This window comes from Pseudomonas sp. CCI1.1, assembly GCF_034348165.1.
GTDB lineage: Bacteria > Pseudomonadota > Gammaproteobacteria > Pseudomonadales > Pseudomonadaceae > Aquipseudomonas > Aquipseudomonas paracarnis.
On record NZ_CP133780.1, the window covers coordinates 2454163 to 2473620 of the forward strand.

The following is a 19458-nucleotide window of genomic DNA, read 5'->3' on the forward strand; positions in this document are numbered from 1 at the left end:
GTTGCTGACTTCGCTATTGCACCCTACACGTCAGCCAAGCCCCCCAGAACAGGCTGCTGAAGAAACGGGTCGCGTCGCCGAAGCCAGCGTCGTGCAACAGCTTCTGAACAGCGGCCTCGGAATGTGGCGGGTCGGCGCCTTGAAGGATTTTGCCGAGCTTGGCCTTCACTTCGTCCGGGGTGGCGCCATGCTGACGCCAGCGTTGGCCCCATGCCGCCAGCAGCAACGGCTGGCTGGCATACGCGTAGTGATTGCCCGCGACGATCAGCGGTGCCCCCGGTTTCAGGTGCGCCCGAATCGATCGCAGCATTCGGGCCTTGGCGTCATCACCCTCCAGATGGTGGAGCACACCGATCAAGGTGGCGGCGTCGTATGACGCGTCTGCTGCCAGGTCTTCAAGCGTCCCGAGATGCAGGGTGGTTCTATCAAGCAAGTGGTTGGCTTCCAACTGCTGCCTTGCCGCGTCGAGCATCGGCTGGGAGGGATCAACCGCCATGAAGCGCCATTCCGGTTCAAGGCTGGCCATGGCGATGATCTCCTGCGCCGTACCGCCGGCGCCGACCACAAGTACCTTGGCCGAAGGGGCATCACCAAGGCTTGCCGCGAGCATGCAGGCTGCCAGATCCTGGCACGCGTCATAGCCCGCCAACGCGATACGGCTTTGTCGTGCGTACTCGTTGGCTCTTGAGGTATCGAATTTGTCAGCAGGATTGGATGAGGATGAGTTCAAGGCGGTTCTCCGTGGCCTTGACGCAAATTACGTTAACCGTGGCAGTAAGAAAAATGCATTAATTTTATGTGCTGCATTCCCGTAGGGAATGCGGGAGCGTACGAGTGGAGAGGTTGCAGGATCGTACAAGCCTGCTGACCGCTTGCTTGGATAGTCTGGCCTTCTCATCGACAGGAAGATCCCGCATGACTCAAGCACAGCCTGTAAACCTTGCTCAAAAAGCCTCGCTCATCGACCAGCAATGGAGCCCAAGAGTGGTCGCCGAAATGAACGACTACCAGTTCAAGGTCGTGCGTATCGAGGGTGAATTCATTTGGCATTCGCACCCCGAAACCGATGAAGCGTTCCTGGTGCTTGAAGGCACGTTGCGTATCGACCTGCCGGATGGCCCGGTGTATGTGAAGCCGGGTGAGTTGTATGTGGTGCCGCGTGGCATTGAGCACAGGACGGCGGCCGAGGGAGAAGCCAAGCTGATGATGATCGAGCCAAGGGGCATTTTGAATACCGGGCATGAAGGCGGTGAGCGTACCGCGTTGAATGACCAGTGGATTTGAGCGCTGAGGCTTATTGCCTTTTGTAGGAGCGGGCTTGCTCGCTCCTACTGGCATTCGGGCAAGCCCCAAGCCCTATCGCCTTTGAATCTGCACCGTAGCAAACGTCGGCTCGTCGCGCGCCTGCTCCAGTGTATTTCTGGGCTGTTGCGGGGCCCGGGATTGCCCCTCTGGCCGTAACGCAGGCGGCGGATGCAGGCGCATGTCCGAGCGCTCATCGCTGGGCGCCACGCCGAAGAAATCCCGGTAGCACTTGGAAAAATGCGGCGTGGAGACAAAGCCGCAAATCACCGCCAGTTCGACAATCGAAATGGGCGTCTGCATCAGCAACTGGCGGGCACGGGTCAGGCGCAGTTTGAGGTAATAGCGCGATGGCGTGCAGTACAAGTGCTTCTGGAACATACGCTCCAACTGGCGGCGGGACACGTGCACGTAGGCGGCCAGTTCGTCGAGGTCGATGGGTTCTTCCAGGTTGGCTTCCATCAGGGCGACCACTTCTTGCAGCTTGGGCTGTTGCGTGCCGAGCAGGTGCTTGAGCGGCACGCGTTGGTGGTCGCGCTCGTTGCGAATGCGCTCGTACACGAACATCTGGGAAATCGCCGCCGACAGCGTGTGCCCGTGATCGCGGCCGATCAGGTGCAGCATCATGTCCAGCGGCGCAGTGCCGCCAGAGCTGGTAAAGCGGTTGCCGTCGAGGGTGAACACGCTGGAGCTGACCTTGACGCGGGTAAACGCCTCCTGCATCGACGCCATCAGCTCCCAATGCACGCTGCACTGGAAGCCATCAAGCAACCCCGCCTGGGCCAGCGCCCAACTGCCGGTGCATACCGCGCCGAGACGTTTGCAGTACAGGCGCGCCTGGCTGCGCAACCAAGCGATGAGCGCAGGGCTGATAGCCTGTTGAATGCCGACGCCGCCGCACACGATCACCGCATCAAAACCGCGCTGGTCCTGCGCGCACGCATCCGGGGTCACCGACACGCCATCGCTGGCCCACACCGGCTGGCCGTCCAGGCTCAGGGTTTGCCAACGGTAGAGCTCTTCGCCCGCCAATTGGTTGGCCATGCGCAGCGGCTCGACCGCACACGACAGCGATATCAGCGTGAATTGGTCCAGCAGCAAAAAGCCGATGGTCTGGCAAACAGGTGCCTCGGTTTCCATCACCGCTACCCCACGGGCGTGATCAGGACTGTTCCAGCGCCACCGGCTTGGGTGCCCGGTTGTGCTGGCGCGACGTGACCAGGCCGATAAAGGAAATCACCAACGCCAGGCCAATGGTCGAGGACACTTCGGTGCGGTGTTCCGGCGTCACCATCATCACCCCCAGGGCCAGGCAGATGAACACGATCACCAGGTAAGTCAGCCAGGGAAACAGCCACATGCGAAAGGTCAGCTCGACATTTTGCCGAAGCAGCAAGCGACGCATACGCAGTTGCGAGATAGCGATCACCAGGTACACCAACAACGCGATGGCGCCGGAGCTGGCGAGCAGGAACTGGAACAGACCGGCCGGCATGAAGTAGCTCAGCAACGTAATGCCCGCACCGATGATGGTGCTGGCGATCACCGCAGCCCTGGGCACGCCCGCCTTTGAGGTGATTTTAAGTGCCGGTGGCGCATCGCCGCGTTTGCCCAGGGAAAACAACATGCGCGAGGAAATGTAGATCGAGGAGTTCATGCAACTGGCTACCGCGATAAGTACCACCACATCGACCATGAACTTGGCGTTGGGGATATTCATCAGCTCCAGTGCGCGCTGATAGGAACCCACGGAGGCCAGCAGCGGATCGTTCCAGGGCACCACGGAAATCACGACGGAGATCGACAACAGGTAGAACACGCCAATGCGCCAGATCACCGAGCGGGTAGCCTTGGCGATGTTCTGCGCCGGGTTGCTCGATTCCGCTGCGGCGATGGTCACCGCCTCAGTGCCGATGAAGCTGAACATGATGGTAATGAACGCGCCTACCACCGCCGACAGGCCGTTGGGGGCGAAACCGCCGTGTTCTTCCATCAAGCGGCTCAAGCCGCTGGCTTCGCGATCCGGGATCCAGCCCATGAGGACGCTGAAGCCCAGGCCGATAAAGCCGACGATGGCGATCACCTTGGCCATGGCGAACCAGAATTCGAATTCGCCGTATTTGGCCACGCTGAACAGATTGGTGATCACCAGCAACACGATTGAGATCAACGCAAACAGCCACGCATCAACCTGAGGGAACCACTGGTTGAGCACGTGCCCGGCGGCCAAGGCTTCGATGGGAATGACCAGCACCCAGAACCACCAATACAACCAGCCGATGGTGAACCCCGCCCAAGGGCCGATGGCCTGGTCGGCGTAGGTGGAAAACGAGCCGGTGTCCGGGCGTGCCACCGCCATTTCCCCCAGCATGCGCATGACCAGCACCACCAGCAGGCCGGAAAACAGGTAAGCCAGCAACACCGCTGGCCCCGCTGCGGCGATGGCATGTCCGGAGCCGACAAACAGCCCCGCGCCGATGATGCCGGCGATGGACAACATAGTCACGTGGCGGGGCTTGAAGCCTTGCGCCAGCTGACCGTTAGAATCGTTGGGAGTCAGGCTAATCATTGTTTTTGTTGTGCTCAGGCGGCCAATGACCCTCACCTTAAGTGCGCGGGGCCCGGTACAAGTAGCCTGGTTACGCCATCATCGAGTCTGATATCGACATTGGTCATGGCGGTGCACGGGTTTACCGAGCGTCACGCCTTACTCTTGAACGCTGCGTATAAGCGAGCCAAACAGCTCCCCACGCGGCATCTTGTCCAGTGGGATACCGGCATTCTCGAACCACTCCTGGCCGGCTTCCGGATGCGGCCCGCTCAGCACCACAACGCCTTTCTGGTAGGCATAGCGCGCCGCTGCCACATCGCCATTGCGGTAAGTGGCGAGGGTCCTGTAGGGCGCGGCGGCACTGGCCTTGGGAAAGTACGGGCCGTCCTGATAGAACACATGATCAGCCTGGCCGTCCCACGTCACCCGCACAGCAGCGTCGTCGATACCGGTCACTTCAAAACCGGGGCGGCCGGCTTCGGTGTCCAGCGCCTGGGGGATCAGCCCGAGATTGTTGTCGTCCGCCAGGTAGGCGCCCATGCACAGGCCCAGGTAACGGCCACCCTTGGCAACATAGTCGCGGATAGCCTCGGCACGCTCATCACCGAGACTGTAGAGGGCGCCGGGGATGTCCTGGCCGCCGCCGGGTTGTACATAAAGGTCGTAGCGGGCCAGGGTGTGTGGGGTGATGTCGATGGGTTCGTCGGCACCCACGAAGTCGATCTGGTAATTCGGGTTGAGACGCTGCAAGGCGGTTTTCACGTTTTCCGAGCAGTCCGGGCAGCCTGCCGGGCCTCGGTAGATAGCGACATGGGTAATGGGGCCTGCGCCGTGTACGGGTAAAGGGTGCAGCGTCGCAACGGCGAGAAACGTGGCAGCGAGGGCAGGCAGTTTCATGGGATAGGCTCAACGGTCAGTTGAATGGGTTTGATCCAGTGGTCGCAGCGCCAAGCCTATAACGATGAGCCTTTTGAATTCGTGAAGAGTTGTAAATCCACGGGGGCCACTCATCCACTTCCCAGCATCTGCCATAACGACGCGCCTACGCCGGTAATGCTCTCGCCGGCGATCAGCCCCGCCGCTGCCGTGATCGCAAAGCGCTGCGTCACACTTGGCCAGCGACAGCTCACGGCCCAGGTCATGATCGCGCCAAGGGCCATCATCAGCGACACCGACGCAGGCAAGACAAACGCCAGTCCCAAGGCTGCCGCACTCGGCAGGTAGCGGGCGCGATGGGTGGGTAATGTGCTGTCGAGTATGCCCAGCAGCACGCCGAACAAGCTTGCAATGCCGATGGCCCAGCGGATGCTGGGGGACAGTGAATCCAAACCGTGGGTCAGGGTTTGGGCCACGGCTTTCCAGGTGGCGACGGCCGGGGCTGGCCATTGTTCGGTGAGCAGCATGGTTTGCGGGTCGGGGATCAACGCCAGGTACGCGAATACGCCGACGATGCTGCCGACAAAAATCCCAAGAATCTGGGCGATAACCTGTTTGTGCGGCGTCGCGCCAATCGCCTTGCCCACCTTGAAGTCATTCATCAGGTCCGTGCACTGCCCCGCCGAACCGCCAGCGGTGTTGGCGCTCATCAGGTTGATCGGTACCTGGCCGGGCGCAGCGATACCAAAGCTCAGCTGGGACAGTTGCCCGATGGCGCCAATCGGCGGAATACCGGTAGCCCCCACCACCCGCGCCGCGACGGCGGCCAGGCAGATTGCCAGGGGAATGGTCAGCAGCGCCATCCCAAGGTTGATACCGAACAACAGCGCTTGCAGGCTCACCACCAACGCAATCGCCAAGGCAAACCCCACGGCAGGCCCAGGCTTGGGAACCGCCCAGGGCGTGCCGCCAGCCGCTCGGGTTGAGCGATGCAACGCCCACAGGCGAATCGCCAGGGACGCCAGGGTGGAACACACCATCAGGCTCACGCCGGGCCACAGCAGCCATTCCACCAGCGCGGCAAATTGCGGGCCGCTGCTGTCGGCGGGCAGGCTCACCAAGCCATCGGCCAACAGCCACGGCCCCAGCCCGCCCCATGCCAGCAAGGCGCCGAGCAACAGGGTCAGGCCTACGCGAATGCCGATGATGCCGCCGAACCCCAGCAACAGCAGAGAGGGGTCGGCGGTGAAGGTCAGGCGCTCCAACTGGGCGTTCGGCGACCAGCGCGGGAAGGCCCATATAAAGGTATCCACCCACTTGACCAGCCCCGACAACAGCGCCGCGCCGAGCAGCACTTTCAAGCGCGTGGCAGCTTCGCGGCCATGGTTGTAGATGTGCAGCAGGGTTTCCAGGGTGGCCATGCCTTCGGGAAACTTCAGCGCCTTGTCATTGAGCAATGAAGGCCGCAGGTACCACGCGATCCAGATCCCCAGGAAGCTCACCGAAAACACCCAGGCGATCATCGGCAGCGCGGCCAGTTGGTTGCCTGTGAGCAAGGTATGGGCCGGGATGGGCGCCACCAGCCCACCGGAGATGATCGATGCCGCAGCCGAGGCCACGGTCTGGTTGATATTGCTTTCGTGCAGGGTCCACGGCAGGTGCTCGCCGGAACGCTTGGCCAGGCCTTGCCAGATTCCGTAGCCGATCAACAGGGCGATGATCGACATATTGAACGACCAGCCGATCTTCAAGCCTGCGTACACATTGGAAGGGGTCAGCAGGATACCCAGCACGATCCCGGTGATGACTGCCCGCAGGCTCAGTTCGCGCTCTACGGGCGCGATTGACGAGGTGGAGTGCATGCAGATTCCTTTCGAGAAAAGCCAGTGCCACCTTTTAAGTGAGCGCTGGGAGACTCGAAGGTTCACCTGACGAACCTGGGTCTAAGGCTGTAAATGTGGGAGGGGGCAAGCCTTAATGCCAGTCAGTTAAGCGAACGAAGTGTTCAAAGTAGCGAAGGTCAAATGTGGGAGCGGGCTTGCTCACGAAGGCGTCGGCCCAGCAAACATCGAGGCTGACTGACCCACCACTTTCGCGAGCAAGCCCGCTCCCACAGGAGATCTGCGCTTAACTGACTGGCATTAGGGCAAGCCTCCTCCAACATGGCTTCTGGCTATTTGGCGAACGCGTATTCCCCACCCCGCTCCACCGCCTTGCGATAAGCCGGCCGCGCCTGGAGCTTTTGCAGCCACGCCACGAGGTTCGGGTAGGCCTGCAATTTGCCCTGGGCCTGGGCGACTTCGCCGATAAAGCTCATCTGGATATCCGCGCCGCTGAGTGCGTCGCCCACCAGGTACGGCGTGTGGCCCAGCACGTCATTCAGGTAGCCCAGGTAGTTGGCCAGCTCCGATTCAATCCGCGGATGCAGCGGCGCACCCGCTTCACCCAGGCGTCCGACGTAGAGGTTGAGCATCAGCGGCAGCATGGCCGAGCCTTCGGCAAAATGCAGCCATTGCACATAGCTGTCGTAGGCATCGGTGGCCGGGTCGGGTTGCAGTTGGCCGTTGCCGTGGCGGCGGATGAGGTAGTCGATGATCGCGGCGGACTCGATCAGCACACGCGAGCCGTCTTCGATCACCGGGGATTTGCCCAGGGGGTGAATGGCCTTGAGTTCAGGCGGCGCCAGGTTGGTCTTGGCGTCGCGCTGGTAGCATTTGATGTCGTAGGGCAGGCCCAATTCTTCAAGCGCCCACAGGATACGTTGTGAGCGGGAATTGTTGAGGTGGTGAACAGTGATCATCGAGGCAACACCTTGGGGGGGATTTAAGAGAAGACTACAGCGTAGCGGTGAAGTGCCGCGAATGTCGCCAGGCAGCACCGGCCTGCACGATCGAATGTGGGAGATGTCGAGCTTTAGCGAGGCTTCGAAGGCTGCGGCATTCACGACATGGATGTTGCCTGATACACCGCTCGAAGCCTCACTAAAGCTCCACATCTCCCACACTGGACCGGTGGCGGTCAGGCGAGCAACTGATCGATCCACTTCACCTGCTGCACGATCTCCTGCACTTTCTGCTCGGGCACCGCCTGCCGCGCCTGTTCGAGGCTGGCCAATGTCTTGCGCTTCTGGCGCAACATCCGTTGCCATTTCGCCACAAACACCGGGCTGCGGGTCTGCATTTGCAGCGGGCCGAAGTACAGTTGCTCGGCGGTATAGGTGACCGCCTCGGCGCGTTCGGCAACGATGATTTCGTAGTAGAAGCGGTTTTCCAGCAGCAGCTCCTCGTGCAGGATCCGGTAGCCGTTGTCCATCAACCATTGGCGCAGGGGCTGCTCGCCGCCGTTGGGCTGCAGGATCAGGCGTTCCCGGCCATTGAGGTGCGCCTTGCCGCTTTCGAGAATGTCGCGGATCGTCTCGCCGCCCATGCCGCACAGGCTGATGGCGGTAATGTCATCGCCGGCTTGAATCGCCGCCAAACCATCGGCCAGGCGCACGGTGATGTGCTGCCTCAGGCCGTTGTCGGCCACGGTACGGCTGGCCGCCTGAAACGGTGTCGCGGCCACTTCCCCCGCCACGGCCGCCGCAATAGCGCCGCGGTGTATCAGGGCCACCGGCAGGTAGGCGTGGTCCGAGCCGATATCGGCCAGGCGGGCACCCGTCGGTATGTGCGCGGCAACGCGCTCCAGGCGCTGGGACAAGGTGTGTTCGTTCAACGGTGATTCCTTAAGAGTGCCCGGAAAATCGATCCCGGCTGTTGGTCAAGTGCAGCACCATGGCCGCCCGTGCGGCGTCCGGGTCCTGGCGCTTGATAGCGTTGTAGATGGCCTCGTGTTCCAGGCTCGCCAACTGCCCCAGTTGGGCAAAGTCCGCGCCGCCGCGCTCGACGGCATTCACCTGGGTGCGCGGAATCATCGCCGTGCCCAGGTGCTGCATGATGTCGGTGAAAAACGTATTGCCGGTGGCTTCGGCGATCAGTTGGTGAAAGCGCTTGTCCTCCTCCACACAGCTGTCGTTGTTGGCCAGGGAGGCTTGGTAGTCGTCCAGTGCCTGGCGCATGTGGGCCAGTTGTGCCTCGCTCCTGCGCAGCGCGGCCAACGCCACCGCTTGCACTTCCAGACCCAGGCGCAATTCGAGCATGTTGCGCACGCTGGCGACCGTGTCCACATGCAAGCGCAGGCCCGGCTGCGTGTGCTGCTCCAGCACAAAGGTGCCGATGCCGTGACGCGTCTCCACCAGCCCCGACGCCTGCAGCTTGGACAAGGCCTCACGCACCACGGTACGGCTCACCCCATGCTCAAGCACGATGGTGGATTCGGACGGCAGTTTTTCACCCGGCTTGAGTTGTCCCAACTGGATGCGCTGGGTCAGTGCCTCGACCACGCCCTGGGCCAGGTTGGCGGAACGTTTACGCACAGGCGGCGTGCTTTTAATCGGCATCGAGACGGGTCCACGGGGTTGGGCTGGGGGGAGCTTATCACCCTGAGCGCACGGGGCGATGGGTGGTGGCGAAAAACACCCAACTTGTATGACAACACACTCATCCCACCTCACCCGACCCTGTCTTCGCTTTGAGAGAAGCGCACACCCCGAGCCGTCACCAGCGGGGCAAAACCCAATAAAATCTGGCAAATAACCAAACTAGCCAATCTCAATACCGGCTTATAAGAACAAAAACAGCCCTCACAGGATTGCGGCCTTCAAAAAACAACTTGTATGATGTCTGTCAACAAAACACCAAACCCGCATAAAAATAATCAGGGGGAGTTTTCATTCGTGAAGCATTCAAGCCCAGCATCTGCCGTACCCGAAAGTGATTCAGCGCTCGCCCGCGCCGTGAGCAAAGTGAAGGGTCATGTGCTCCCACTGTTCGTGGTCATGTTCATCCTCAACTACATCGACCGGGTCAATATCGGCTTCGTGCGCACGCACATGGAGCATGACCTGGGGATCGGCGCAGCGGCCTACGGCTTCGGCGCCGGGCTGTTCTTCATTGGCTATGCGCTGTTCGAAGTGCCGTCCAACATGCTGCTGCAAAAAGTCGGCGCGCGTATCTGGCTGACCCGCATCATGTTCACCTGGGGCATCGTCGCCACGCTGATGGCGTTTATCCAGAACGAAACCCACTTCTACATCCTGCGTTTCCTGCTGGGTGTGGCGGAAGCAGGATTCTTCCCGGGCGTGATCTATTACTTCACGCGCTGGTTGCCCGGCGTGGAGCGTGGCAAGGCCATCGCGATCTTCCTCAGTGGCTCGGCGGTGGCGTCGTTGATCTCCGGGCCGTTGTCGGGCGCGTTGTTGCAGATCGAAGGCTTTGGTTTGCATGGCTGGCAATGGATGTTCGGCATCGAGGGCCTGGCCTCGGTGGCGCTGGGCTTCTTCGTGTGGTTCTGGCTCGACTCCAAACCCCACGACGCCAAGTGGTTGAGCCGCGAAGAGCAGGATGCGCTGGTGGGCGCCATCGATCAGGAGCAACGTGATCGCGAAGCCCTGACCACGGTGAAACCCACCCTCGGCAAGCTGCTCAAAGACCGCCAGATCCTGCTGTTCTGCGCTCTGTACTTCTGCATTCAATTGACGATCTACGCCGCCACCTTCTGGCTGCCCAGCATCATCAAGAAAATGGGCGACCTAAGTGATGTGCAGGTGGGTTTCTTCAACTCGATCCCCTGGCTGATCTCGATCATTGCCATGTACGCCTTCGCGTCGCTGTCGGGCAAGTTCAAGTTCCAGCAAGCCTGGGTCGCGGCGGCCCTGCTGATCGCGGCGGCCGGCATGTTCATGTCCACCACCGGCGGGCCGATTTTCGCTTTCGTTGCGATCTGCTTTGCGGCCATCGGCTTTAAATCTGCGTCTTCGCTGTTCTGGCCGATCCCTCAGGGCTACCTGGATGTGCGCATCGCCGCCGCCGTAATCGCGCTGATCAACTCCATCGGCAACCTGGGCGGTTTTGTGGCGCCGACTACCTTCGGCTTTCTCGAACAAACCACCGGCTCGATACAGGGCGGGCTGTATGGCCTGGCCTGCACCTCGGTGCTCGCGGCCATCCTGGTGTTCTTTGCCAAGACCTCACCCTCTGCCGTACCGGCCGTGCCCAGCGGCGCCGCCATCAGCAAACCTCTTTGAACTCAGCCAGGAACGCGCCATGAATACCCCTGTCGTTACTCATTTCCAAGTCATCCCCGTCGCCGGCCACGACAGCATGTTGCTGAACCTCAGCGGCGCCCACGGCCCCTACTTCACGCGCAATATTGTCATCCTCAAGGACAGCAGTGGCAACACTGGCGTGGGCGAAGTGCCCGGCGGCGAGCGCATTCGCCAAACCCTGGAAGACGCCCGCAGCCTGGTGGTCGGCCAGCCGATTGGCCAGTACCAGCGCGTTCTCAACCAGATGCGCAGTACCTTTGCGTCTCGAGACAGCGCGGGCCGCGGCCTGCAAACCTTCGACCTGCGCATCACCATCCACGCCGTCACCGCCATGGAGGCCGCACTGCTTGACCTGCTGGGCCAGTTCCTCGAAGTGCCGGTGGCCGCCTTGCTAGGCGAAGGCCAGCAACGCGACGCAGTGAAGATGCTCGGCTACCTGTTCTATGTGGGGGATCGCAACGCCACCGACCTGGCCTACCGCAACGAGGCCGACGCCGATGACGACTGGTTCCGCCTGCGCCATGAAACAGCCCTGACCGCCGACGCGGTAGTGCGCCTGGCCGAAGCGGCCAAGGCCAAATACGGTTTCAACGATTTCAAGCTCAAGGGCGGCGTATTGAGTGGCGACGCGGAAATCGAAGCCGTCACTGCGCTGGCCGAGCGTTTTCCCGATGCGCGCATCACCCTTGATCCCAACGGCGCATGGTCCTTAAAAGAAGCCATCCGCCTGTGCCGCGACCAGCATCATGTGCTGGCCTACGCCGAAGACCCCTGCGGCGCAGAAAACGGCTACTCGGGCCGCGAAGTCATGGCCGAATTCCGCCGCGCCACGGGCCTGAAAACCGCCACCAACATGATCGCCACCGACTGGCGTGAAATGGGCCATGCCATCCAGTTGCAATCAGTGGACATCCCCCTCGCCGACCCGCACTTCTGGACTATGCAGGGCTCGGTGCGCGTCGCGCAGATGTGCAACGAGTGGGGCCTGACCTGGGGCTCGCACTCCAATAACCACTTCGATATTTCCCTGGCGATGTTTACCCAGGTGGCGGCCGCCGCCCCCGGCGAGATCACCGCCATCGATACCCACTGGATCTGGCAGGACGGCCAGCGCCTGACGCGGGAGCCGTTGAAGATTGAAGGGGGCTATGTGAAGGTGCCGGCCAAGCCTGGCCTGGGTGTGGATATTGATATGGACGCCGTAGCCCAGGCCCATGAGCTGTACAAAGGCATGGGCCTTGGAGCCCGGGATGACAGTGTGGCGATGCAGTTTCTGATCCCGGGTTGGGGCTTTGATAACAAGCGGCCTTGTTTGGTGCGGTAACTCGGTTTGAGGAACGCTCAGCGCAATGTGAGCGTGACGCAAAAAATCCGATGCCCAAACAGGCATCGGATTTTAGTCAGATCAGAAGCTTAGCGGTTTGACCTCTGGCACGTCTGCCAGAGGCCCCTTTGCGCTACTGCCGATCGGCGACCTCCAGATCCGCCTCATCCTGCTCCAGGCCAGAGAGAGCAGTGCCATTGATCATCGGCCCATAACGGCGGCTGAATTCCCAGTTGTAGGGCACATGGTCTTTGCTGATCCCGTTGTCCCAATTCACCGACCAGGTCATCAGGCCCTTGATCGACAATCCTTTGTCGTGCAAACGCTTGAATGTATTGGTCACGGCTGTTGGGTTGATCACATAACCGGTGGCAGCCGCATCGACGTTCGCAGGCAGGCCAATGACGAACTTGTCTGCCGGGATCTTGGTAAACCCGCGCGTTCCGCTCACCAGACTTTCGGTGAGGTAAAACAGGAAGTCCTCCTTCAGCGCGTCGTTGTTCTGGGCAATCCAGGCGCCGTTGCCGCTGTTGACCTCCTGCACCCAGATGCCGTCGCCACCCTGGTTGTAATACTGCGGGGCGATGAAGTCGTAATAGCCTTCCAGCGCCTGGATGTAACCGACGTATTTGCCGGCGGTGGTGAGGTACGGAAACTCCGGCGCCATGCTGATGATGAAGTGTTTGCCTTGAGCCGCGTAGTGGTCCTTGACCAGTTTCAAGGCGGCGGGCAGGACAGTCTTGTTGTCGGCGAAATCAATCGCGCTCTGTTCAAGATCGATATCCAGGCCATCAAAGCCATAGGTTTCCACCAGGCGGATAATTTCGCTGGCCAGTGGCTGTTCATTGCCTTTATGCAGTTCGATGTGTGCATCGGCGCCGCCAAGGGAAATCAGCACCGCCCTGCCCTGGCTGTTCAGCACGCCCACCTGGCGACGAAACTCGGCATCGGACAGGTTGTACGGTTTGAAGGTTGGGATACCGTTGCCCTTCATGAAGGCCACGGCCACCACGTTGTAATCCTTTGGGACATCCGCCAGGCTGATATTGGCGAACTGGCCACGCTGGTAGCCATCGCTCGGGCCGGCAGGCCAGTTGTGCCAGAAGCCCATGAGGATCTTTTTGCCGGCAATGCTCGGCATCAGCGAAGCGGCATCGTTGAGCGGCGATTGCAGTGAGGTAAAGTCAATCTTTGACATGTTCTAATCCTTCAGAACGTGTGGGTTTAACGGTGGGGGCTTATTTGAAGTCCACATCGAAGGCTTGATAGAAGGCGTTGCCGGTGTTGGCGACGATCCACATCAACACAATCACATGCTGGCCCTTTTTGTGGGTCGGCAGTTTCACTTCATGATTGACCTTGGCCTTCAGTTCGCCTGCATGGCTGTAGTACGGCACCTGGGCATAGAAGTCTTCAGCGAACGGCTGGGTTTCCAGTTGCGCGCGGGTGATGCGCTGTTTCGGATCCCAGCCATCCTTGGTGATCAGCCAGCGATAGCCACGGGTGGTGTGCGGCGCGGTGTATGCCCAGGTGACCTTGAAGGTCTGACCCGGCTCGACATTGAGCAACGGCCAGGTGAAGGCGCGGCCGAGTTTCTTGGCCATTTCCTCGTGGGTGAAGTTGACGCAGTCACGGGCATCGGTCTTGCCACCGCTGAGGATGACGCCGTCGGCGGGTGGAGTGACGCTGTCACTGTCGGTTTGATAAGGCGCCGGAAACGGACCGGCCGTCAGTGCCGGGAAGTTCTTGCCGCCTTCCATTTCATTGACCTGCCAGGTTTCCAGCAGGCCAAGATCCACGGCGACTGCGCCACGGCTGGAAGGGGATGTGACACGACCATGGCGAAGAGGTGTCTGGGTTTGTGGTTTGTTCATGTTGTGACTCCATTGATTTGATTAAGAACTCTCCTTTCTTGAAGGAGAGGACCTCAACCTAACGGAGTTGCTTTTTTTTGCTACAGGCCCATTTTTCACTCATTTTCGTTTCAGGAGCGCGCCGACCTGCAAATACTGGATATATAACCAGTATCATGGAGGAAACCCTACGCTGCCAGAGGTCGATTTCCTACAAGACCAGGCGCACATCAACACGCCTTCTCGCGTAAATGGCGAATGGGCGCTCTGTCGACAAAAAGGGACGTATCTATTTTCAAGCAAATAAACCGTCCTGTTTTTGGTTCATCACGTTTTGCCAATGACGACCGTTTTATTAATTGCGGTCGCGGCAATCGGTTGCACCGTCAGTTCCACCCCTAATGCCAACATCAGCTTCTGGACCGTCTCATATCGCGTCTTTGAGCCGCCTTTCAGGGTTTTATACAGACTCTCCCGATTCACCCCCGCCGCTTCGGCAACCTTGTTTACACCGAGGGCCTTGGCAACCTCGGCCAGCGCCTTCATAAGGACTTGCGGGTCATGGCACGCCATGCTTTGCGCAAGATAGGCACTGATAGTTTGCGGGCTATCAAGGAAACGTGAAGCCTCATAGGCGCTGGTGCCGGATGTATCCAGCTCGAGGATCGGCATGTCCTCTGGTTTGAATGTTGACTGACTCATGTCATTGACCTCTCAGGGCATCGAGAATCTCTTTTGCCCGCTTAATTCCTCGGGCGTCCTGCTGATCGTATTGGTCACAGATTCAAATGTAGCCTACTGGCTACTCCTTGTAGATGCCAGTGAATTTTAATGTTGGTGTGCACCGCCAGAAAAAATCCTAGTCCAGCCGCCGTGCAGGCAGCCGAGCGAAACTATTAGCGCTTGTGTCCCTTAGCCCCTGATCGGACATCAAGTCGCCTTGCGGCAGCGTCAGCCGAAACGGGAGGCCGATCAACATACCAATGTGGGAGCAAGCCCCCTCCCACATTTTGACCTGCGCCTGGCGTCAGAAAGCCAATGAAGTGCCATCCTCAGGAATATCCACACGCCCCTCGATACCGTGCTGCTTGACGTAGCTGCGCAACGCCTCGCGGGTCAGGGACATGTGATTAATGGCGTCCATATGGACGGCCACGATTTTCGCGTTTTTCGCCACCTGTGCAGCGCGCAGCACGTCTTCCTCGCCCATGATGATCGAGCCCTCATACCCCGCCATCATGGCCTTCCCGGCATTGAGCACGATCACCTCGGGGTTGAATTTCTCGATGGCTTGGTCGACCTCTTTACGCCATACCGTGTCACCCGCCAGGTACAGTGTCTTGTAGCCGGGTGCTTGAAAAACCACGCCCATGGCTTCGCCTAACGGCTTTGCCAGCGCCGGCACGGCATACATCTCATCGGTGCCATGCTGGCCGCCGGTCTTGGTGATTTTGACGCCGCCAAATTCCGCTTCGTCGGTCAGCACACGCACATTCTTGAAACCCTGGGAACGGATCAACTGCGCGTCTTCTTCATGCTGGGCAAACAACGGGATGTCTTTGGGCAGCGCTTTTTGTGCCGCATCGTCCCAGTGATCAAGGTGCGTGTGGGTGACGATCACAGCATCGACACCGGCAATGACCTGTGCCGGCGACTCGGTCAAATCCACCAGTGGATTGCGCAGCTCGCTACGGTAGGTATGTTCGAACCCTGGATAGGTGCCCTTTTTGGCCAGCATCGGGTCAATCAGGAAGGTGGTACCGCCATAGGTGATCTTCACCGTCGCGTTACGCACTTGCTGAAGGTCCACTTTATGGGCTGCCTCAGGGGTGGCCGAGCCTGCGAATGCGGGCGTGGCAGCCGCACCGCAAGCGATGCTCAAAACCAGGGGGAGCGTCGTAAGTTTCATAAGATGAGTCCTGTTGATGTATCGAGGCGTTTATTCTTGCTGAAGCCCGCGAGGGCCAACAGTGGCCTGAATGACAGATAGCGATATAATCGGGCCATCCGACTCAGTACCAGAGGTGGCCTGATGCCTCCCATCCGCGTAGCCGTTCTCGCCTTCGATGGCGTAAGCCTGTTCCATCTTTCCGTACCGGGGATGGTGCTGGGCACCGCTCAATCCACACCCGATAAGCCCTATTACCAGGTCAATTACTGCGCAGAAGTGCCTGGCATGGTCAGCAGCGACCAAGGCCTGGGCCTCTCGGTAAGCAGTGGCCTGGAACTGATGCACACCGCCGATGTGATCATCATCCCCGCCTGGGGCGATCAATCGGTCGTGGCCTCCCCCACGCTCGTCCAAGCGCTGCAGTTGGCCAATGCACAGGGCAAGCTGATCGTCGGCTTGTGCCTGGGCGCATTCGTGCTGGGCGATGCTGGCCTGCTGGACGAAAAGGAAGCCACCACCCACTGGGCCGCCCGCGACGAGTTTGCGCGCCGCTTTCCCAGCGCGCGATTCAGGCCGCAGGCGCTTTATGTGTGTGCCGACAACATCATCACCTCCGCCGGTACCGTCGCGGCCATCGACTGCTGCCTGCACTTGATACGCCAGCGGCTCGGCGCCGATGTGGCGAACCGCACCGCAAAGATGCTGGTGACCCCGCCACATCGCCAAGGTGGCCAGGCGCAATACGTTGAACACACCGTGCCGCAACTCTCCAGCGAGACACACCTGTCGGAGGTGCTGGCATGGGCGCGCACCCATCTGGCCAGCGACCTGTCGCTCGATGTGCTGGCCGACCGGGCGAAGATGAGCCGGCGCACCTTTACCCGCCGCTTCAAGCAAGCCACCGGCACCACCGTGTCCAAATGGCTGAACGCTGAGCGCGTGGCCAGGGCGCAGGCGCTGCTGGAAACCACGGAACTGCCGGTTGAATGCATTGCAGGCGAAGTGGGGTTTGGCACCGCGCTGTCGTTGAGACAGCATTTTGCCGCGCAACTGGGGACGTCGCCTTCGGAGTATCGCAAGATGTTTTGCCTGGGGATGGGCGAGTCGGCGGCTTTCGTGGGGATTCAGTAAATCGGGGGCAGCTCTCTGTAAGATGAGGCCTGAGCCCGCTGCTCTAGCGGCAACAGCGCGGTTCTATCCCCTCCCGACATCGGAAGCGCTCTCCATGAAACTACCTGAGATCAGTACATTCATTGCTCAATGGCCCTCCCTTGGCCTGACGCAGCCTGCCGCTTGGCGGGTGGCTCAAGACTGCGAAAACCAGGTTCTAGCCTTGCTCTCACGCCTCGGCACGGGCTACCGACGCCACGGAAACTGCGCCATCCACGAAAGCGCCATTGTCGAAGAAGGCGCTGTGCTCAAGGGCCCAATCATCATCGGCGAAGGCTCATTTGTAGCAGCGGGAGCTTACCTGCGTGGCGGCGTGTATTTGGGCAGCCATTGCATTGTGGGCCCAAGCTGCGAACTCAAAAGCACCTTCATGCTGGCCGCCAGCAAGCTGGCACACTTAAATTTCGTCGGCGATTCGTTGATTGGCGAAGGCGTCAATATTGAAGCCGGTGCAATCATTGCCAATTATCGTAACGAGCTGGAAGGAGCGAATATCAAGATCCGTTACGCAGATAATGTGATCGAGACGGGGGTGAACAAATTCGGTGCCTTGGTAGGTGACGGCTGCAAAATTGGCGCAAACGCAGTCATTGCTCCTGGCGCGCTGCTACAGCCACACAGCCATGTTCCACGTCTGGGGTTGATTGACCAGTTCGCCCACGACTAAGCGGGGTAACGGCGGCACCCTGTAAACATGTCCTACAGCGCGCTGCACCACCTTGCTCCGTTGCCTACAGTTGCGTCAGAATCCGCCGGCTTGTGCGCTTGGATGGGCGTCTCTAAGGTGGCTCGGTCGCTGACAACTCAGTGATCGGGTTTAGTAGCCCGAGGGTCAATTACACTTAGTGCATGAGCTTCATCTATCAGACGTTCCTGTCTGTGCCTGATGGTGGCTGTGCGTAGGGCGCCTTCGGGCGCGCCGGCTTTGTGTAATTCCCCGGTCTACTAACCTGCGTACAGCTGCCACCCTTTCGTTTAGTAGCGAAACGGTGTCGGCCCCATTCAGGAATTACGCATATGTACAAAGTCACCCCAAACCCTCCAAACGAGCCAAACCTGAAGCTTGATCAGGCAGCCCGTCGTGCGATCGATCACGCCCTCAACCCCAACGCCGAACCCTCTCCTCCACCCTCGACACCGCTGTTCAGCGTTGCCGACGATGCCAGCAATGAAATGCTCGTCGCCAATAGCTATGAAACCTTTTCCTCAGTAACCGCCCTGCTGCTCGACCTGTCGGATGAACTGACCGGTAAACAGCGCGACGTCGCGTTGGCGATTCATCAGTTAAGTGAGCTGGGAATGTTGTTGGTCGATAAGTTGATGGAGCGCGAGGCGGCTGTAGCAGCTGGCTAAACGTTCAACACGCCCAAAAAAAGCCGAGCCGTCGCGCCCCAAGACGACTCGGTTTTTTTTTGCCAAAGCAGGGGTTGACCTTAAAGCGAGGTTTAAGGTGAGCATACACCAACCGACAGGATTACTGGACCCTGGATCATGCTCAAAACCCTTATTTCTTTTGCGTTGGTAGCGATAGGTGGCGCGCTTATGACATTTGCACAGGCTGAACCCGGCCCTTCCACGGCCGCTGCGAACAATCGCCAGATCCTGGTGATCATGACCAACCACGCCAGCTACCCCTCAAGGCCCGATACCACGGGCCTGTGGCTGACAGAGCTGACGCATTTCACCGAGGTCGTGGAAGCGGCTGGCTACACGACGGTATTTGCCAGCCCCAAAGGAGGTGCTGTGCCTCTGGACGAGCGCAGCCTCGGTTGGCTGTACATGGATAAGGCGGCGCGTGAACAGTTGCAGTCCCCGGCCTTTCGCGCCCGGCTGCAAAACACGCTGCCCATCGCCAATGTCGATCCGTCGCAATTTCGCGCGATCTACTTCACCGGCGGCCACGGTGTCATGTGGGACTTCCCTGGCAACCTCGACCTGCAACGTGTCGCCCAAACCATTTACAACCAGGGCGGCATCGTCTCGGCCGTGTGCCACGGTGTGGCGGGCCTGCTGGATCTGAAGGATGAACAGGGCAACGCGATCATCAAGGGCAAAAACATCACCGGCTTCTCCAACCGCGAAGAACTGCTATCGGGCATGAAGCGTGAGGTGCCGTTCTTGCTTGAAGACCGGCTGCTGAGCCAAGGGGCGCGTTACCGCAAGGGCTGGGTGCCGTTCACCTCATTTGTCATCACCGATGGCCGCCTGATCACGGGCCAGAACCCGCAATCGCCCAGGGCCGTCGCACTCGCCGTGATAACCGAGCTGTCCCACGAACGATAGAGCCTAGGCCCCACCCGTAGCCCCTCCCTGGAGAAGACCGATTGAACATTCCAAGCGCCGTTT

At 60.0% G+C, this 19458-nt stretch carries 18 protein-coding genes and 1 pseudogene; 7 read left to right on the top strand and 12 right to left on the bottom strand.

Annotated elements, in window-relative coordinates; all coding sequences use genetic code 11:
- Positions 1-13: 13 nt before the first annotated feature.
- Positions 14-730 (bottom strand): class I SAM-dependent methyltransferase, encoded by a 717-nt coding sequence (locus RHM69_RS10875; protein WP_200601064.1) that lies wholly within the window; start codon positions 728-730, stop codon positions 14-16.
- Between the two features lie 185 nt (positions 731-915).
- Here RHM69_RS10875 and RHM69_RS10880 point away from each other — a divergent pair, with 185 nt between their 5' ends.
- Entirely contained in the window at positions 916-1284 is a 369-nt protein-coding gene (locus RHM69_RS10880; protein ID WP_032872736.1) for a cupin domain-containing protein, read from the top strand.
- 72 nt (positions 1285-1356) lie between these two features.
- Here the strand turns inward: RHM69_RS10880 and RHM69_RS10885 are convergent, their stop codons facing one another.
- The 7 genes from RHM69_RS10885 to RHM69_RS10915 form a co-directional block, all read right to left on the bottom strand.
- A complete protein-coding gene (locus tag RHM69_RS10885; protein WP_200601062.1) occupies positions 1357-2442 on the bottom strand; it encodes a GlxA family transcriptional regulator in 1086 nt (361 codons plus the stop codon).
- 22 nt (positions 2443-2464) lie between these two features.
- Complete coding sequence (locus tag RHM69_RS10890) at positions 2465-3871, bottom strand: amino acid permease (protein WP_060767267.1); 1407 nt, start codon at positions 3869-3871, stop codon at positions 2465-2467.
- Between the two features lie 138 nt (positions 3872-4009).
- Positions 4010-4750, bottom strand: coding sequence for a BPL-N domain-containing protein (locus RHM69_RS10895; RefSeq protein WP_137270638.1), 741 nt, complete (start codon positions 4748-4750; stop codon positions 4010-4012).
- A gap of 110 nt (positions 4751-4860) precedes the next feature.
- Positions 4861-6591 carry an OPT family oligopeptide transporter gene (locus RHM69_RS10900; RefSeq protein WP_200601060.1) on the bottom strand — a complete coding sequence of 577 codons (1731 nt, stop codon included), beginning with the start codon at positions 6589-6591 and terminating at the stop codon, positions 4861-4863.
- Between the two features lie 311 nt (positions 6592-6902).
- Positions 6903-7529 carry a glutathione S-transferase family protein gene (locus RHM69_RS10905; protein WP_200601058.1) on the bottom strand — a complete coding sequence of 209 codons (627 nt, stop codon included), beginning with the start codon at positions 7527-7529 and terminating at the stop codon, positions 6903-6905.
- Positions 7530-7747: 218 nt separating this feature from the next.
- Positions 7748-8443, bottom strand: a complete 696-nt coding sequence (locus tag RHM69_RS10910) for a tRNA (adenine(22)-N(1))-methyltransferase (RefSeq protein WP_200601056.1) — start codon at positions 8441-8443, stop codon at positions 7748-7750.
- 10 nt (positions 8444-8453) lie between these two features.
- Positions 8454-9167 carry a FadR/GntR family transcriptional regulator gene (locus RHM69_RS10915; RefSeq protein WP_014719204.1) on the bottom strand — a complete coding sequence of 238 codons (714 nt, stop codon included), beginning with the start codon at positions 9165-9167 and terminating at the stop codon, positions 8454-8456.
- 336 nt (positions 9168-9503) lie between these two features.
- Here RHM69_RS10915 and RHM69_RS10920 point away from each other — a divergent pair, with 336 nt between their 5' ends.
- Together RHM69_RS10920 and gudD are read left to right on the top strand one after the other, a co-directional pair.
- Positions 9504-10853 (top strand): MFS transporter, encoded by a 1350-nt coding sequence (locus tag RHM69_RS10920; RefSeq protein WP_054921658.1) that lies wholly within the window; start codon positions 9504-9506, stop codon positions 10851-10853.
- 19 nt (positions 10854-10872) lie between these two features.
- Positions 10873-12198, top strand: coding sequence for a glucarate dehydratase (gene gudD / locus RHM69_RS10925; protein WP_014719206.1), 1326 nt, complete (start codon positions 10873-10875; stop codon positions 12196-12198).
- 196 nt (positions 12199-12394) lie between these two features.
- Here the strand turns inward: gudD and RHM69_RS10930 are convergent.
- The 4 genes and pseudogenes from RHM69_RS10930 to RHM69_RS10945 form a co-directional block, all read right to left on the bottom strand.
- Positions 12395-13396: pseudogene (locus RHM69_RS10930) on the bottom strand (chitinase); the annotation flags it as partial.
- Positions 13397-13436: 40 nt separating this feature from the next.
- Positions 13437-14072 (bottom strand): lytic polysaccharide monooxygenase auxiliary activity family 9 protein, encoded by a 636-nt coding sequence (locus tag RHM69_RS10935; RefSeq protein ID WP_038450945.1) that lies wholly within the window; start codon positions 14070-14072, stop codon positions 13437-13439.
- A 306-nt stretch (positions 14073-14378) separates the two neighbouring features.
- Positions 14379-14753 (bottom strand): addiction module antidote protein, encoded by a 375-nt coding sequence (locus RHM69_RS10940; RefSeq protein WP_200601054.1) that lies wholly within the window; start codon positions 14751-14753, stop codon positions 14379-14381.
- Between the two features lie 325 nt (positions 14754-15078).
- Positions 15079-15960, bottom strand: a complete 882-nt coding sequence (locus RHM69_RS10945) for an MBL fold metallo-hydrolase (protein WP_102666918.1) — start codon at positions 15958-15960, stop codon at positions 15079-15081.
- A gap of 123 nt (positions 15961-16083) precedes the next feature.
- Here RHM69_RS10945 and RHM69_RS10950 point away from each other — a divergent pair, with 123 nt between their 5' ends.
- The 4 genes from RHM69_RS10950 to RHM69_RS10965 all read left to right on the top strand — a co-directional run bounded on the left by RHM69_RS10950 (position 16084) and on the right by RHM69_RS10965 (position 19395).
- Positions 16084-17073 (top strand): GlxA family transcriptional regulator, encoded by a 990-nt coding sequence (locus tag RHM69_RS10950; RefSeq protein ID WP_200601052.1) that lies wholly within the window; start codon positions 16084-16086, stop codon positions 17071-17073.
- Between the two features lie 94 nt (positions 17074-17167).
- Positions 17168-17779: a transferase gene (locus RHM69_RS10955; protein WP_019817547.1), complete on the top strand. Its 612-nt coding sequence runs from the start codon at positions 17168-17170 to the stop codon at positions 17777-17779.
- Between the two features lie 350 nt (positions 17780-18129).
- Positions 18130-18465, top strand: a complete 336-nt coding sequence (locus tag RHM69_RS10960; protein WP_073454591.1) for a DUF6124 family protein — start codon at positions 18130-18132, stop codon at positions 18463-18465.
- Between the two features lie 189 nt (positions 18466-18654).
- A complete protein-coding gene (locus RHM69_RS10965) occupies positions 18655-19395 on the top strand; it encodes a type 1 glutamine amidotransferase domain-containing protein (protein ID WP_200601050.1) in 741 nt (246 codons plus the stop codon).
- Positions 19396-19458: the final 63 nt, after the last annotated feature.